The following is a 16,548-nucleotide window of genomic DNA, read 5'->3' as shown; positions in this document are numbered from 1 at the left end:
ACGTGACGCTTTGTAAATGATACAATAACTTGACGATATAGATGAATATAAACACAATCGTGAACAATGGTTTTTGAGCCTTTGCTCATCTACATTTCTATATGCTCAAAAAACTTGATATATTAACGTTTTATGGAGGAATGCACTGAATGATTACAGTAAGTAATGTCAGCTTGCGGTATGGTGACCGTAAATTATTTGAAGATGTAAATATTAAATTCACACCAGGAAATTGCTACGGGTTGATCGGAGCTAATGGCGCAGGAAAATCTACTTTCCTGAAAATCCTTTCAGGTGAAATAGAAGCGCAAACAGGCGATGTGTCCATGGGTCCGAATGAACGATTAGCCGTTTTGAAACAAAACCATTTTGAATATGAAGAAGACGAAGTGCTTAAAGTCGTTATTATGGGCCATAAGCAGCTTTATGATATTATGCTTGAAAAAGATGCTATATATATGAAGGAAGACTTCTCCGACGAAGATGGCATCCGCGCTGCAGAATTGGAAGGAGAATTCGCAGACTTGAACGGATGGGAAGCAGAATCAGAGGCAGCAATCCTTCTGAAAGGCCTTGGCATCGGAGAGGATCTTCATTCGAAGAAAATGGCTGAATTGACCGGTTCTGAAAAAGTGAAAGTATTGCTTGCTCAAGCTTTATTCGGCAAGCCTGATGTATTACTTCTAGATGAGCCTACCAACCACTTGGACATTAAGGCAATCCAATGGCTGGAGGAATTCCTGATCAATTTTGAAAACACAGTCATCGTTGTGTCCCATGACCGCCACTTCTTAAATAAAGTGTGTACGCACATTGCCGATCTTGACTTCGGAAAAATTAAAATTTATGTGGGCAACTATGATTTCTGGTACGAATCAAGCCAGTTAGTGTTGAAGTTATCACAAGAAGCCAATAAGAAAAAAGAAGAAAAAATTAAAGAATTGCAGAACTTCATTGCACGATTTAGCGCCAATGCGTCTAAATCGAAGCAAGCAACATCAAGAAAAAAGCTGCTTGACAAAATTTCTTTGGATGATATCCAACCTTCTTCACGCCGTTATCCTTATGTGAACTTCACTCAGGACCGTGAAGTCGGAAATGATTTATTGCGTGTCGAAAACATCTCTAAATCAATCGAAGGCGAGCAATTGCTCAATAACATAAACTTTATTATGAATAAAGGCGATAAAATTGCCATCGTAGGCAGAAATGAATTAGCTAAGACTACCTTGTTCAAGATTCTTGCCGGAGAAATGGAAGCGGACAGTGGCAGCTATAAATGGGGTGTAACTACAACCCAGGCATACTTCCCTAATGACAACTCCGAGTATTTTGAAGGATGCGACCTTACATTGGTGGATTGGCTGCGCCAATATTCGCCACAAGATGATAGCGAAAGCTTCTTGCGCGGCTTCCTCGGCAGAATGCTGTTCTCTGGCGAAGAAGTGTTGAAAAAAGCCAGCGTTTTATCTGGAGGAGAAAAAGTCCGTTGTATGCTATCAAAAATGATGCTCAGTGGAGCGAATGTATTGTTGTTGGATGAACCGACGAACCACTTGGATCTTGAATCGATCACAGCCTTAAATAATGGATTGACTTCTTATAAGGGTTCTATGATTTTTGCATCGCATGACCATCAGTTTGTTGAAACAATCGCAAACCGTATTATCGAAATTACCCCTAAAGGCGTTGTCGATAAGATGATGACATATGATGAATATCTGGATAATAAAGAACTTCAAGACCAGATAGCTGAAATGTATAAATAAGCTAGCCAATAAAGGCAGGAAAAAACAGAGACTTAGCGAGTCTCTGTTTTTTCTATGCTTCTAATTGATCCATAAATGAACAAGGATTATTCAACTAACAATGGCCTTATCCTCTTGATGCAGCTTCTAAACGTTTCTGATTAACTATAACATTAACAGCCTGAATGGCATATTAATGATTCTCTCTTCCGCTAAGATCCTTCACTACGCTGCCTGCCATTTAATGAAACCGGATTTACCCTTTTATTATTTTGAGCGCCTATATTTTCTCATCTTGAATAATGCCGTTAGGATAAGGCAATACAGATTATAGGAGGTTTCATTTATGCTATCAAAACCAGTTCAAGATACTTTTATAGGCTACGAGAGCCTTTTGGAGCATATCAAGCTCCCTCTTTATCTTTCACAATTAATAAAAGAAGATGATCTAGAGGTCCTTCGCTCTTTCCTCGAAACATATGAATTCACAGATGGACGTCCATTGTTTGACGATTTCCGGTTCCATTTTTCATGTTTTAAAGCGGTTTACCATAATAACGATTTCCCTTTCCGCCTTTAAGTTGCTGCTGGCCAATAGAAATGATGAACAGATCACCGTTTCCGCCACTTTTTCTATCGTTCCAGAGATAATCCTATTCTGTAAACTCTTTTAAAACTATGTATTCATTTTCTCACAAAAAGGACCCTATTCATATGAATAGGGCCAAAGGAGATGATGATGTATATATAAAGGAGGTATTACACTCCCTTATAAGCTTTTTTATAGATTTCTGCCAACTCAGTAACAAGAGGCAATTTAGGGTTAGCTGTTGTACATTGATCTTCAAATGCCTTATCAGCCAAATAATCAACTTTACTGTTGAATTCTTCCTTAGATACGCCACAATCAGCAATGCTCATTGTTACGTTCATTTCTTTTGCCAGCTTGATGATTGCCTGTACAAGGCTCTCTACACCTTCTGCAGTGGTTTTGCATGGAAGTCCAAGCATCTTGGCGATTTGTGCATAACGTTGGTCTGCAATGAAATGCTCGTATTTAGGGAATGCAGTAAACTTTTTCGGTTTAGTTGCATTGTATCTAATAACATGAGGCATTAAGATGGCATTCGCTCTTCCATGTGGGATATGGAACTCTGCTCCCATCTTATGCGCAAGGCTATGGTTAATGCCTAAGAATGCATTGGCGAAAGCCATTCCGGCAATCGTAGATGCATTATGCATTTTTTCTCTAGCCAATTCGTCTGTGCTTCCATTGCGGTATGCACGAGGAAGATATTTGAATACTAATTCAATTGCCTTCATGCACAAACCATCCGTATAATCATTTGCCATATTTGATACATATGCTTCAATCGCATGTGTCAACACATCCAAGCCTGTATCAGCGGTAACAGATGGCGGTACGGTCATGACGAATTGCGGATCTATGATCGCCACATCCGGAGTCAACTCATAATCAGCCAATGGATATTTGACATTATTCTCTTTATCCGTAATAACTGAAAAGCTTGTTACTTCTGAACCCGTTCCGGAAGTAGTAGGGATTGCAACAAATTGAGCTGAATTTCCAAGACTAGGATACTTGAATACACGTTTGCGGATATCCAAGAATTTTTGTTTCAAGCCATGGAATGGAATTTCAGGATGCTCATAGAACAGCCACATTCCTTTTGCAGCGTCCATTGCTGAACCGCCACCCAATGTGATGATGCAATCCGGCTTGAATTCCTCCATCATTTTAGCGCCGCGCATTACTGTATCGATGGATGGATCCGGCTCAACATCTGAGAATATCTCACAATGGACATAATCAGGGCGCTTTCTTAAATAGTAGAGGATGCGGTCTACGTATCCTAAATCAACCATTCCAGGATCTGTTACGATAAAGGCTTTTGAAATGTTAGGCATTTTAGACAGATATTGAATGGAATTCTTTTCAAAGAAAATTTTAGGCGGAACTTTAAACCATTGCATATTTACGCTTCTTTTCGCCATTTTTTTGATATTCAATAAGTGGACAGATGTAACATTTGTGCTGACAGAGTTATTTCCGTAAGAACCACAGCCCAGTGTCAAGGAAGGCATATAAGAGTTATAAATATCTCCGATAGCACCTTGTGAAGAAGGAGCATTGACGATGATACGGCAAGCTTTCATGCGTAGGCCATATTTTTCGATTACTTCCTGATCTTCTGAATGGATGACAGCAGAGTGGCCGAGGCCTCCGAATTCAAGCATTTCGTCCGCTAAACGGATTCCGTCCTCAGTGCTCTTGGATTGGAAGCAAGCAAGTACTGGAGAAAGCTTTTCTCTTGATAACGGTTCTTGAGGACCTACAGACTTACACTCAACAATCAGGATTTTTGTATCTTCCGGCACTTTTATACCTGCCATTTCTGCAATCACAGCTGCTGGTTTACCGACAATATCGGCATTGACAGCGCAGGACTGTTCATTAATGACTAATTTTTCTAATTTTTTCTTCTCATCAGGTTTTACAAAATAGCAGTTATTGCTGATTAACTCATCTTTTACTTCCTGATAGATTTCTTTATCGATGATGACCGCTTGCTCAGAAGCGCAAATCATACCGTTGTCGAATGTTTTTGAAAGAATTAAATCATTGACAGAACGTTTGATGTTTGCCGTTTTTTCTATGTAGCATGGAACGTTCCCTGGCCCTACGCCAAGCGCTGGTTTTCCTGTACTGTATGCTGATTTTACCATTCCTGCGCCTCCTGTAGCCAACACTAGCGCTACATCTTTATGGTTCATCAATAGTTTTGTGCCTTCAATGGAAGGTTTTTCGATCCACTGGATACAATTTTCAGGAGCGCCTGCTTTTACAGCAGCATCTCTTAATATACGCGCAGCTTCTGAGCTGCATTTTTGTGCAGATGGATGGAAAGCAAAAATAATAGGATTTCTTGTTTTAATAGAGATGATCGCTTTGAACATCGTAGTGGATGTTGGATTCGTTACCGGTGTAACCCCAGCTACAACCCCAACTGGTTCAGCGATTTCATAAAGACCTTCTTGAGTGCGCTCGTTAATGATACCCACTGTCTTATCGTACTTAATATTATGGTAAACATATTCAGTGGCGAACATATTTTTTATGATTTTATCTTCGTACACGCCTCTGCCCGTTTCTTCAACAGCCATTTTAGCTAATCTCATATGCTGGTCAAGACCTGCAAGCGCCATTTCTTTCACGATGTTATCTATTGTTTCTTGATCAAGTTCCATAAACTCATTTAGGGCTTGTTTCCCCTTTTTCGCTAAGTCATTGATCATTGTTTCAACATTATTTTCTTCTTTCATTACTTCTGGTTTATTATCTTTTACAGCAACTGTCATTGTACATCTTGCCTCCTAAGAATAAATACATAGTGTAATACAAAAAGTTTGTGAAATATTGAGCATGTTTCTGTACAGATGGGTTTATCGGCTTCAGATTATTTCATCCACACGATCTGCACTCAGGATTTCGAGGTATTTTAGTGATAGAGATATCATTAATGATTCTTGCATTCTTTTTGATCAGACAAACATAATTCTTAGTCCAGATTATGCTTGGAATCTCTTCATTCTGTTCAAACTGCATAGCTTCAAACTTATCATTCATCATCTGTTCAAATTCATCTTGATTGTACATTTTCAAATCTGTACTGAATGGTTTCCATTCACAAATCAACATGGATCATCTCTCCTTTTATGTCTTGCTTCTCTCTCTACAGGCTTTATTATAAGCGAGAGTTATGAAGAAAAGATTGTGAAATATTGAACAAACTATGTCATTTTCATATTTGAACAAAAAATGCAAAAACAGAAAGCGCTTCCTTTTCTTATGAGACACCCCCTCCTAAAGAGAGGCTGCCTCCCATGGCTATTTCCATCCCAAGAAATCTAAAGGCGTAATAGTAGATTGTGTGTTTACTCTCTCAAAAACCTGGTCGAATAATGATTTCTCATTGATCGATAATTGATCAAAATCAAATTTTTTATACATGAAGCTTAATAAAGTGATATCTCTTAAGCGAAGAAAAAGGGGGATGGCTTCTATTTCTGTCTGTTCCAGGTCCTTCGCTTTCCGGTAGCCTTCCAGAAAATGTGTTAAAAAAAACTCCGTGAACCGTCTTGTTGCCTCTTTACTTGATAAATTGGCCCTCACAAGAGAATAATAGAGCGGAATAGCTATATCGCTCGCAAACCAATGATACGTGCAATCGTCAAAGTCAAAAACATTTAAATGGTTATTTTCTATCAAAAAATTGCCTGTATGAAGATCTGAATGGATGAGCCCGTAATTATTTTTTGTTACAGGGAAGGCATCTAGTTCACTGACGACCGAATCTGCATATTCCAGAATATGGATAGGTATCTTATCACCATTTGACTGTAAATTCAGCAGTTCTTCTTCTCTCCAACTCTTTCTTTTCGGTATAGATGCCACTGGCTCGTATCCAATTGCCAAAGAATGCATTTTTCCGATTGTATTTCCCCATTGTTCCAAAAATCTATGGTTTTCCATATCAGCGGTTTCAGCACGGCGGCCTGAGAGTTTCTCATAACAGGTGACGTAGAACTGACTCCCATTTTTTGTTTCTAACCCTTCAGCAAACTTATAATTTCTAGACTTAAATTGTTTATATACATGGATTCCATTTTCTTTTAGATATTGTACAAAATCACACTCTGCTTCCAATTGATCCAATGTACGATGGCTGCTGTGGGTAAACCTCAGGATCACCTGTCGCATTTGCCTTTCACCCTCGAAAATATAACTCTCGTACTCACCCAGCTTTTTTAGAGATTGGCTATTCATCCCAAACAAATCCGCACCGTATTCAATAATTTGCTGCGTAAATAATACCTCCACTTCCGTTTCCATCGAATCCCTTCTTTCATAGGCTTTCATACAGTATAATGTTAAATTCTATATATTCAAACAATATAAGCAACATTCTTTGTATATGTAAAAAGCCTGCCTTAAAATATAAGGCAAGCTTACGTAAAAAAACCATTCCGTAGCTAAGATTGGTATTGTACCAATAGCATAATGATTCTTTCATCAATACATTATAGTTCATTGACATATTCTGCAATCAAAAATCCCAATCAACTATAAGGTACTCAGTAAAAAATCCTATATTATATAAAACCCCTTCTTTAAGAAAAACATCCCCATTTTTCTTAACCGTTCCCAGTTCCATTGTTCTATTTTATTATATAATATTGTTTAAAGTTTGACAATTATGTGAATTGAATCACAATCAAATTGCCATTAAAGCATTTACCAACTATCAACATCTTCGTCCCAAGTAGTTTTCCTTGTCTCGCAAGAAAAAGAGTTGTCTTCATTTGCACAGCATCAAACTGAAAAACATCCCCTATTGGAGATGTTTTAGGGTTAAAAACGTATGGGTGTTACATAGAATAAGACAGCGAAAAAATGGGCAACCGAGCCGGCAAGGACAAATAAATGCCAGACAGCATGATGGAATAAAAATCCTCTCCACACATAGAATACAGCGCCTACTGTATAGAGTAGCCCTCCACATACAAGCAATGTGATCCCTGCAGCAGGAAGTGTTGCTGTCAATGGCCCCCAAGCTATGACGATCAACCAGCCCATCGCCACATACAAAATGGTGGAGAGCATCATAAATTTTTTAACAAAAAACGATTTAAAGACGATTCCAACCAATGCAATTCCCCAAACGATGCTCAGCAATGTCCAGCCAAGCGGACCATTTATAACAACAAGCATGAATGGTGTATATGTCCCGGCAATAAAAATATAAATAGCCGAGTGGTCAAAGATTTCAAAAATATCCTTCGCTTTTCCCTCTGGAAAACTGTGTACTAATGTTGAAGAGAGATAAAGAAGCAGCATGGACACTCCGTAAATGGTAAAAGAAACAACATGCCACGCGGTTCCTTCTTTGACAGCATTCATGATCAAGAAAACAAGAGCTGTTATACTCAAAAGAACACCTATTCCATGTGTAACTGCATTGACTATTTCTTCCTTCTTTGTATAGACATGTGTATCTTTCATATTTTCAACTCCTCGCTTCGGTTCATCTGACTTATGTTTATTATACAATAGAATATGCCGATTTCTATGAGAAAGTGAAAAAGCAAACGCTTTTGCAGGATAGCAATACACGTTTGCTTATACTTATTCATTTATTGACTGCTTTTGTATGATTAAAAAAACCGTGTAGAGCCTCTACGTTTTTCTGTTTATCCATCTGAAGCACAGAACCGGCATGGTCATATGATTTGTTTTCGAATGCACCGGATATCGGAATAGTCATTGTTTCGACTGATTTAACTTTATGCATAATAAGAGATGAAGCTAATGACAAGGTGTCTGAAATGCCCAGGTCTGTCTCTACATACTTCATTGCTCCTTCAATCAGCTTTGGCATCACTGCAATTTGCTGAAGTGAACTCACATCACCAGCCATTTTTTCTTTTAGTTTCAACATGACTTCCTGTTGCCTCTTCACTCTTCCGAAATCATTGTCGTCATCATGGCGGAACCTGACATATTTCAAAACATCTTTTCCATGGAGCACATTCTTGCCTGGCTGCACATCCAATTTCATATCCTCTGCCATTTCTTTGGACACCTGCAACTTCAACCCCTCAGGCGCAATTGCATCCACCACTTCCGTGAAGCCATTAAAATCCACAATTGCATAATGATCAATAGGAATATTGAAATTATCTTTAATGGTCTTTATTAATAGTTCTTTTCCTCCGAGATAGTACGCTGTATTCAATTTATTGTATCCCTTTGTGTAGCCGGGAATGCGGACATACGTATCTCTCATCAAAGAAACCAGTTTTACACTGCGTTTTCTGATATCATATTGTCCGACCAGGATGGCATCACTTCGTGACCTCTCTTCCCCTCTTGTATCAATCCCAAGGATCAGGATATAAACAGGATCCTTAGCTTCAGCTTCTTCCTTGCCGCTTTTCCCCGGATCAGCAGAGGGCGGAGATTTTAAGGAACATGCCGAACAAAAAAGTATAAGTACCAATAGTAAAGAGAACTTTTTTATCATTATCATCTTACACCCCTAACGAATTTCTATGTAAGATTAGTTTGTATGTTTTTCCCAAAAATATACAATCATTAAGACAGTCCCTCTATTGGAAGGCGGCTTAGGAATTGATTAATGAACAAGGGAGTTTCTGCGCGGACCGCTACCAAAGGAGGCAGAATCCCTTTTGATTGCCCGAAAGGCTGGCCAAGCCATAATATTTTCCGATCAATAATGGTAAAGGGAAATGACATTTCAGCAAAGTAGGGATCTCCTATTTCCATCTCACTTGGCAGATCCGATAAAATTTTCACATCTTGGACGTTTGAAGCTTCTATTGCACCGATCCATCCCTGAGAAAGCTGATGCTCTTTTGGCAAACAAAGAATAATCTCTCTTTTTGCTGAACTTATTTCCTTTAATAGCTGATCTTCTTTTATTGCGTGGATAAACCGAATAATCGGATGGTGATTCTTTGCCCACATGCCTATCTTTTGGTGCGTTACCTGCTTGCCTGCAGACAACTGGTGTTCTACCAAGCGTCTATGTGTTTTCATTCTACCAGTTTTACGGCTTGTATAATCGCGGTTGACAATATGGATGAATTTCCCTTTAGTCCTTGTAATTGCCACATTAATAAGCCGTTCACTATCTTTTCCCGCCAATAAATACCCTGGTTTGTCAAAAGGCCAGGCATCCACACTGTCAAAAACCATAACCTCCTTCTCGCTTCCTTGGAATTTGTGTACAGTTGCTGCAAGAAAGAGGCCGGCATCCCGTTCATTCGGATACAGTTCTGTAAGCAGATCATTCATCAGCTGTGCCTGTATGCGATAGGGAGTGGCATAGCCAATGCTTCCTGCCCCGGCCAAATAAGCCTCATGCATGCATTGGAAAGCTAGGAATAGATGCCATGGATTCCATCTAGACTTAGATGATCTGTCATTCAAGCAGTAATGCCCTGTAAAGCTCGTATCCAGCAAAATTGAAGCCTCACCGGCAAAGGGGGGGCGCTGGACGATTTCATCCGTATTCGCCCTCATCTTTGGATGGTCGTGGACAAGGGAGTGATAGATATGTTTATTTGTAAAAGAAGAAATATCAGGATGCATTCTGCGCTGTTCATCCAATAGAAGCAAATGTTGATGCAATGATCTTTGTTGGACCGTATCCGCCACACCTGATTTATGGAATATATCCTCCTTGAGCCATTCAATCACATCCGGATGCTTGCTTTGGGCAATGGGAGGAAGTTGCTTGAAATCTCCACAGATAATGATTCGTTTAGCCAGCGATGAAGCAAGCGCAACCTGTGGAACGTAGCACATGCTCGCTTCATCCACAATCGCTAAATCATATTGATGTTCATAAATCGATGCATCCATGGCCGCTCGTGCCAAAGTTGTCCCGATTACTTTGGCGTCCTTTAAAAGATGTTGTTCCTTCCTTTTCATCTTTTCCATCAAGCCGGCAAGTTTAGTTTCTAGCTTCAACAGCTTTTGAGAATCACGGTTGCTGAATGATTGCTGTAAGTCATGCTTAAGCATCTGCTTATCATGCACAATATCATTCTTTTGCTGGATAAGAGATGGATCACTCTGCTCCAGCAGGTAATTAATGGTCATTTGAGCAGGGACAGCGGCGTCTTGCTGCGCCCCATACCGTATTAAATCTCCTTCTTTAAAACGGTTCATCTTTTCCAGAAAAAAATAGATTTCAGACATTAATACATTCACTGCTGCATTGCTATGCGAAAGGACGAGCACCGATTTATTATGAAGGTATTTATTCGCCGCCACTCTGGCCAATGTATATGTTTTACCAGTTCCGGGAGGACCCCATACATAGGTAACAGGATTCACTTTGGAACGGGAATATAATTCCTTTACATGGGTTTCGTTCTCTTTCGCAACGTGCTTGGAAGGCATATTTGGTTCCATCAAACGTTTGATTCTCGCCCTCTTTAGTTTACTTTTCTTGATATCGCTCAATCTGCTTGCTAGTTCATCAAGCAATTGCCAAGGATCATATATTAAATATGCCTCCGTTACCAGATCGCCCAATGATTCTGAAATCTCGAGAATAATCCCCTTGCCTTCAGAGGATAAGATTCTGCCTTCCGCTGTCTTTTTCCCCCATTGAAGTTTTATAGTCGAACCGGCAGGTATATTGATTGGCTGCCGGCTTTCAAAATAATAGGTCTCTTCCTCAAAGCCGCTCATCTTTCTTCCGTTCAGAAGGATATATTTAGTGCTTCCATATTTCTTCAGGTGGGCAATTTCTGCCTGTAAAGCTTTTGTCCAAACGTTTATATATTGATTTGATGTATATTCCATATTTTCTATCCCTCTGATATCTGGCTCTTTATTACAAGACAGACTAAAAAACCGATTTTATGTAAACGCCAAAAAGCCCTCCTGAGTAAGAGCTTTTTGGCATGTAGAAAGTATAGCATGCGTTTGTTTACCCACGCAAAAGTTAGTACCCTTTCTTCCTATAAACGGTCATGCGGTTCTATGATTTGGAAACAGCGAAATTATGGTGTCCGATCCGCTCAATGACAGGCAATGATTTAATCCATCTATCATTTGTTTTGTCTGGGTTGTAAAAGAAAGTTGCCTCAGTCAATGCGTCTTGAAGAGCAATGGCTTCGTTGACAGCTTTTTTACTTTCTGCTGAAGCGGGTTTTTTGATTTGTCCGTTCGAAACAGGCGTAAATTGGCCTTTTGCTTTAATAACTTGATCAACTCTATTAGGGAACTTTTTACTGTCCACCCTATTCAGGACAACCGTCGCTACGGCGACTTTCCCTTTATATGGTTCCCCTTTTGCTTCTGCTTGTACTAATCGCGCCATTAAATCTTTTTCCTGTGATGCTAATGTTTTCGGCAAAATAATCTCTTTGCCTGTATCTATCGTATTTGATTTAATTTTATTTTTTTCCTTTAACTCTTCCAAAGGCACACCGTATTTAATAGCAATATCCGCTATCTTTTCCGTTCCTTTTGCAGTATGGATTATTTCTCCTTTATTGTTCCTTTTCACAGATGATGACTTTGTTTTTGAATCTGCATCTGTATGGTTCGGCGCAATAGAAACAAGGAGTAAAGCACATGCAGCAAGGATTATAGCTACTGTTTTTTTCATTGTTTTTCCTCCTCTTTTCTAAGTCCACCTAACCTTAACAAAAGAAAAAGAGGGGTTCATTACCAAAAAATTTCCAGTTAGATTTCAGATTTTTTCCTCTTTATATAACAAAAAAGAGAAAATAATCCTATAACCCTCCGCTGATGTACATGGCAAGCGGCTTGCAGAGTATAGAAAAATATGGATGACCCATTATCAAAACCGTCCATCGGCATTCTTCATTACCTTAAATTGGATGTATTATTTCATGAAAAGAGTACAACGAATGGACCGAAAGCAGAAAGCTCCGATTAACCACACGTCGAAATCTTATGACACCCAACAATACAAAAAAACACCCGGGGCTCCTGTTCCCCGGATGCTTACTTATTCATATTCGATCTATTGGAATCAGCCTTCCAACAATAATTGTTCAGGATCTTCAAGCAATTCTTTCACTTTCACAAGGAAACTAACAGCTTCTTTTCCATCGACGATCCGGTGGTCATATGACAAAGCCAAGTACATCATTGGGCGGTTTTCCATGGTAGTGTCATCAATCGCTACTGGGCGCATTTGGATTTTATGCATACCCAAGATTCCGACTTGTGGCGCATTCAAAATTGGCGTACTCATTAATGAACCGAATGTTCCGCCATTTGTAATGGTGAATGTTCCACCCTGCAAATCTGAAAGTGCCAATTTATTATCGCGCGCTTTTGTTGCAAGCTCGCCAATTTCCTTCTCGATTCCGCCAAATCCTAATTTATCAGCATCTCTAACAACTGGAACGACAAGTCCATCCGGAGCAGCAACAGCGATGCCGATATCATAGAACTTCTTGATTACCAATTGGTCGCCATGGATTTCAGCATTCAATAATGGGAATTTTTTCAAAGCTCCTACAACTGCTTTTGTAAAGAATGACATAAATCCTAATTTAACATCGTTATTTTTTTGGAAAGCGTCTTTTCGGCGTTTTCTCAAATCCATGATAGCTGACATATCGACTTCATTGAATGTAGTAAGCATGGCAGATGTTTGTTGAACTTCCACAAGGCGTTTTGCGATTGTTTGGCGTCTTCTGGACATTTTCACAATCTCAACTGGCTTAGCGAATTGATCTTCAGTCACAGCAGCAGGCTTAGCTTTCTCCTGTTTTGTCTGTTGAACTTGAGGTTGGGCTTTTTGGGTTCCTGCATGCTCAATATCTTGGACGCGGATTCTTCCCATAGGATCATTAGTAGAAATAGTTGCTAAATCAATTCCTTTTTCTCTTGCCAGCTTGCGGGCTGCAGGAGAAGCGATGAATGTATTGCCCTTTTTGTTTTCTTCATTAATGGGTTCTTCCACTTGCTTGCTTGCTTCTTTGGCTGCCTCAATTTCCCCTTGTTTCTCCTGGGTATTTTCCGCAGAAGAAGATTTTGGTTCTGAAGGGTTAGGAGCTTGCTCGCTGCTAGCGCCGCCTTCATTGACAACTGCAATTGCTTCTCCTACTTGAACAGTATCGCCTTCTTCTTTCAAAAGGTTTCCAACGACACCGCTATGTTCAGAAATGATTTCAACATTGACTTTGTCCGTTTCAAGCTCAGCAATGTATTCCCCTTTTTCAATGCTTTCGCCAGGCTGTTTAAGCCATTGAGCAATAGTTCCCTCTGAAATAGATTCCGCTAATTCTGGTACAATAATTTCTGCCATAATTGGTTTCCCCTCTTCGCTTTATTGTTGAAGTGCTTCTTTAATGATACGGGCTTGTTCGTCTTTATGAATCAATGGATCGCCTTCAGCTGTACTTGAACGGCGTTTTCTTCCATTATAAGAAACAGTCACATTTGATGGAGCCGCTGCAGCCAATCGAGGTTCAACGAAAGACCAAGCTCCCATATTTTTCGGTTCTTCTTGAGTCCAGACAATTTCTTCAAGAGATGTAAATTGTTCAAAGAATGCTTTAATGTCATGGAATGGGAAAGGATAAATCTCTTCAAGCCGAATTAATTTAATGCCTTTCACATCTTCCTTCAATGAAGAAGCAAACTCATGAAGATCAATGCTCATCTTACCTGTTGAAATGACAATCCGTGTAACGGTTGATGCATCCTTATCCTTAGTAATAGGGTCTTCCATGAACGGCTGGAACTCCCCTTCACTTAACTCTACAGGTGATGATGCCACATTTTGATTGCGCAATAGGCTCTTAGGAGTCATCAGTACTAACGGTCTGACTTCTTCCATTTTAAGCACTTTTGCCTGTCTTCTTAAAATATGGAAATATTGCGCTGCGCTGGATAAGTTAGCGACAGTCCAGTTATTTTCGGCAGCAAGCTGTAAATAACGTTCAAGTCGTGCACTAGAATGCTCAGGGCCTTGTCCCTCATACCCATGAGGAAGGAGCATGACTAGACCTGATTTTTGCCCCCATTTTGCCCGGCTGCTAGAAATAAATTGATCAAAGATCGTTTGTGCCACGTTTGCAAAGTCACCATATTGTGCTTCCCATAAAACAAGTGTTTCAGGGGAGAAAATATTGTATCCATATTCAAAAGCCAATACAGAAGTCTCAGATAAAGGACTGTTATGGACATCGAATGAAGCTTTTGCATTAGGCAATATGTGAAGCGGTGAATACTTCTTGCCATTTTCACTGTCATGCAGCACTAAATGGCGTTGTGAAAATGTACCGCGTTCAGAATCCTGTCCGGTTAATCTGATTGCCGTTCCGTCTTCATTAATAGAGGCAAATGCCAATGTTTCAGCGAGTGCCCAGTCCACTTTTCCTTCGGCCTCAAAAGCATCCAAGCGTCTTTGGAGTATTTTTTCAACTTTTTTGAATACATTAAAGCCTTCAGGCCACTTCAATAAGGAATTATTGATATTTTTCAGTCTGTCCATACTTACGGCTGTATCCAATTTTGGAATGCCGTGTTCTACCGTTTCTGGTGCAACCATGCTGAACATGCTTTCTTTCTTATTATTAGCTATCCGGTCATATGCCGCTTTCAGACGGTCTTGGATAGATCCATCCATAGATTTGTACTCATCCTCAGAAAGGATGCCTGAACTGATAAGTTTCTTAGCATAGATTTCTTTCACTGTCGGATGTTTATGTATCAATTGATACATCTGTGGCTGAGTTACCAAAGGTTCATCCATTTCATTATGTCCGAAACGTCTGTAGCCAAGAAGATCAATCAAGAAATCCTTCTGGAATTCCTGTCTATACAAGAAAGCCAATTGAACAGCTGCCAGACATGCTTCCGGGTCATCCGCATTCACATGGACAATCGGAATTTCATATCCTTTCGCTAGGTCACTTGAATACTTTGTCGAACGGGAATCTTCACTTTCAGTGGTGAAACCGATCATGTTATTGGTAATGATATGAACGGATCCGCCAGTCTGGTAACCTCTTAATCTGCTTAAATTCAACGTCTCAGCAACAATTCCTTCTCCAGGGAAAGCTGCATCGCCATGAATAAGGACAGCTAGCGATTTTGAGAAATCCTGCTTCGGATAACCAGCTTCTTCCCGGTCATCCTGTACAGCTCTTGTATACCCTTCCACAACCGCTCCCACAAACTCCAAATGACTTGGGTTATTGGCTAATGAAAGGCGTGCTTTCAGGACATTTTCATCCTTGATTTGTTTGTCGGCCCCAAGGTGGTATTTCACATCACCGGTCCAGCCATAATTGATGCCGATTGAGCCTTCTGAAGGAACTAATTCCTTATTAGGGGCATGCTGGAACTCCGAAAAGATAATTTCATACGGTTTACCGAGGACATGGGCAAGCACGTTCAAGCGCCCTCTGTGCGCCATGCCGATATTTATATTTTTCGTACCTGTTTGTACGGATTCTGATATCAATTCATCCAAAACGGGAATCAGTGCATCCAAGCCTTCGACCGAGAAGCGTTTTTGCCCAACAAATGTTTTATGCAGGAACTTTTCAAAATCTTCTACTTCGCTTAAACGGCGAAGGACTGATTTTTTCTTCTCATCAGATATGGAAGGGAACATCTTTCCTGATTCAACCATTTCTGTCAACCACATGCGCTCTTTCAATTCATGTACATGGTGAAATTCAAAAGCAATGGTTTTTGTATACAATTCTTTTAAATATTTTATAGCTTCATAGCCATCCTGTACCGATCCCGGCACATGCTCGCATAATAATGATGCAGGTATGGATCGCAAGTCTTGTTCAGTCAACCCGTATTTACTCAGGTTCAGCAGTTCCTTGTCATCCCTCTCCTCGGATAATGGATAAATATTAGCCGAAAGATGCCCATACGTGCGGATATGGTCCGCTAGCTTGACAGCAGCCATAATTTTTCTCATGTTAGCAGCGCTCATCGTTGGAGCAGCTCCTTTTTCCCCTTGTTCTAACCATGCATTTACATTTTCAGTTGGACCTCCCCATTCTTCAAAGACATCTTTGACATCTTCTTCTACAGAATTGGGATCTTGGACATACTTGTCATACTGTTCTAACAAATACGCATAGTTTGGTCCAGTTAAACTCTCCCATGGATTCCCGCCTGTTTTCTGGCTGGCCATTTTAAAAACCCCCACCTTATGAAGTTATGAAA

Annotated in this window: 11 protein-coding genes; 2 read left to right on the top strand and 9 right to left on the bottom strand. The window is 40.0% G+C overall.

The genetic code is table 11. The features are described from left to right. Positions 1-149: 149 nt before the first annotated feature. Together ABC357_RS07795 and ABC357_RS07790 are read left to right on the top strand one after the other, a co-directional pair. Positions 150-1,769 carry an ABC-F family ATP-binding cassette domain-containing protein gene (locus ABC357_RS07795; RefSeq protein ID WP_412886956.1) on the top strand — a complete coding sequence of 540 codons (1,620 nt, stop codon included), beginning with the start codon at positions 150-152 and terminating at the stop codon, positions 1,767-1,769. Positions 1,770-2,094: 325 nt separating this feature from the next. Continuing rightward, positions 2,095-2,328: a hypothetical protein gene (locus ABC357_RS07790; RefSeq protein ID WP_412886955.1), complete on the top strand. Its 234-nt coding sequence runs from the start codon at positions 2,095-2,097 to the stop codon at positions 2,326-2,328. 179 nt (positions 2,329-2,507) lie between these two features. Here ABC357_RS07790 and adhE read toward each other — a convergent pair whose 3' ends face one another. The 9 genes from adhE to sucA form a co-directional block, all read right to left on the bottom strand. Continuing rightward, a complete protein-coding gene (gene adhE / locus ABC357_RS07785; protein ID WP_412888611.1) occupies positions 2,508-5,093 on the bottom strand; it encodes a bifunctional acetaldehyde-CoA/alcohol dehydrogenase in 2,586 nt (861 codons plus the stop codon). Positions 5,094-5,232: 139 nt separating this feature from the next. Continuing rightward, a complete protein-coding gene (locus ABC357_RS07780; protein WP_412886954.1) occupies positions 5,233-5,469 on the bottom strand; it encodes a hypothetical protein in 237 nt (78 codons plus the stop codon). A gap of 189 nt (positions 5,470-5,658) precedes the next feature. After that, on the bottom strand, positions 5,659-6,663 hold the full coding sequence (locus ABC357_RS07775) for a phosphotransferase enzyme family protein (RefSeq protein ID WP_412886953.1): 1,005 nt from the start codon (positions 6,661-6,663) through the stop codon (positions 5,659-5,661). 519 nt (positions 6,664-7,182) lie between these two features. Further along, positions 7,183-7,833: a PAQR family membrane homeostasis protein TrhA gene (gene trhA / locus ABC357_RS07770; RefSeq protein ID WP_412886952.1), complete on the bottom strand. Its 651-nt coding sequence runs from the start codon at positions 7,831-7,833 to the stop codon at positions 7,183-7,185. Between the two features lie 127 nt (positions 7,834-7,960). Continuing rightward, a complete protein-coding gene (locus tag ABC357_RS07765) occupies positions 7,961-8,860 on the bottom strand; it encodes an LCP family protein (protein ID WP_412886951.1) in 900 nt (299 codons plus the stop codon). A gap of 65 nt (positions 8,861-8,925) precedes the next feature. After that, a complete protein-coding gene (locus ABC357_RS07760) occupies positions 8,926-11,169 on the bottom strand; it encodes a DEAD/DEAH box helicase (RefSeq protein ID WP_412886950.1) in 2,244 nt (747 codons plus the stop codon). A 178-nt stretch (positions 11,170-11,347) separates the two neighbouring features. Beyond that, entirely contained in the window at positions 11,348-11,980 is a 633-nt protein-coding gene (locus tag ABC357_RS07755) for a cell wall hydrolase (RefSeq protein ID WP_412886949.1), read from the bottom strand. Positions 11,981-12,370: 390 nt separating this feature from the next. After that, a complete protein-coding gene (gene odhB, locus ABC357_RS07750; protein WP_412886948.1) occupies positions 12,371-13,657 on the bottom strand; it encodes a 2-oxoglutarate dehydrogenase complex dihydrolipoyllysine-residue succinyltransferase in 1,287 nt (428 codons plus the stop codon). Between the two features lie 21 nt (positions 13,658-13,678). After that, positions 13,679-16,516 carry a 2-oxoglutarate dehydrogenase E1 component gene (gene sucA, locus ABC357_RS07745; protein ID WP_412886947.1) on the bottom strand — a complete coding sequence of 946 codons (2,838 nt, stop codon included), beginning with the start codon at positions 16,514-16,516 and terminating at the stop codon, positions 13,679-13,681. Between the last annotated feature and the right edge of the window lie 32 nt (positions 16,517-16,548).

The organism is Bacillus kalamii (assembly GCF_047238185.1).
GTDB lineage: Bacteria > Bacillota > Bacilli > Bacillales > DSM-1321 > Bacillus_AD.
Note: the sequence above shows the minus strand (reverse complement) of the source record. Positions and strands in the feature narration are given on the sequence as shown.

Bases quoted from the DNA above. Each gene is read 5' to 3' on its own strand.
- adhE (WP_412888611.1), bottom strand. From the start codon at position 5,093: ATGAAAGAAGAAAATAATGTTGAAACAATGATCAATGACTTAGCGAAA.
- ABC357_RS07775 (WP_412886953.1), bottom strand. From the start codon at position 6,663: ATGGAAACGGAAGTGGAGGTATTATTTACGCAGCAAATTATTGAATAC.
- odhB (WP_412886948.1), bottom strand. From the start codon at position 13,657: ATGGCAGAAATTATTGTACCAGAATTAGCGGAATCTATTTCAGAGGGA.
- ABC357_RS07765 (WP_412886951.1), bottom strand. From the start codon at position 8,860: ATGATAATGATAAAAAAGTTCTCTTTACTATTGGTACTTATACTTTTT.
- ABC357_RS07795 (WP_412886956.1), top strand. From the start codon at position 150: ATGATTACAGTAAGTAATGTCAGCTTGCGGTATGGTGACCGTAAATTA.
- sucA (WP_412886947.1), bottom strand. From the start codon at position 16,516: ATGGCCAGCCAGAAAACAGGCGGGAATCCATGGGAGAGTTTAACTGGA.
- ABC357_RS07760 (WP_412886950.1), bottom strand. From the start codon at position 11,169: ATGGAATATACATCAAATCAATATATAAACGTTTGGACAAAAGCTTTA.
- ABC357_RS07780 (WP_412886954.1), bottom strand. From the start codon at position 5,469: ATGTTGATTTGTGAATGGAAACCATTCAGTACAGATTTGAAAATGTAC.
- trhA (WP_412886952.1), bottom strand. From the start codon at position 7,833: ATGAAAGATACACATGTCTATACAAAGAAGGAAGAAATAGTCAATGCA.
- ABC357_RS07790 (WP_412886955.1), top strand. From the start codon at position 2,095: ATGCTATCAAAACCAGTTCAAGATACTTTTATAGGCTACGAGAGCCTT.
- ABC357_RS07755 (WP_412886949.1), bottom strand. From the start codon at position 11,980: ATGAAAAAAACAGTAGCTATAATCCTTGCTGCATGTGCTTTACTCCTT.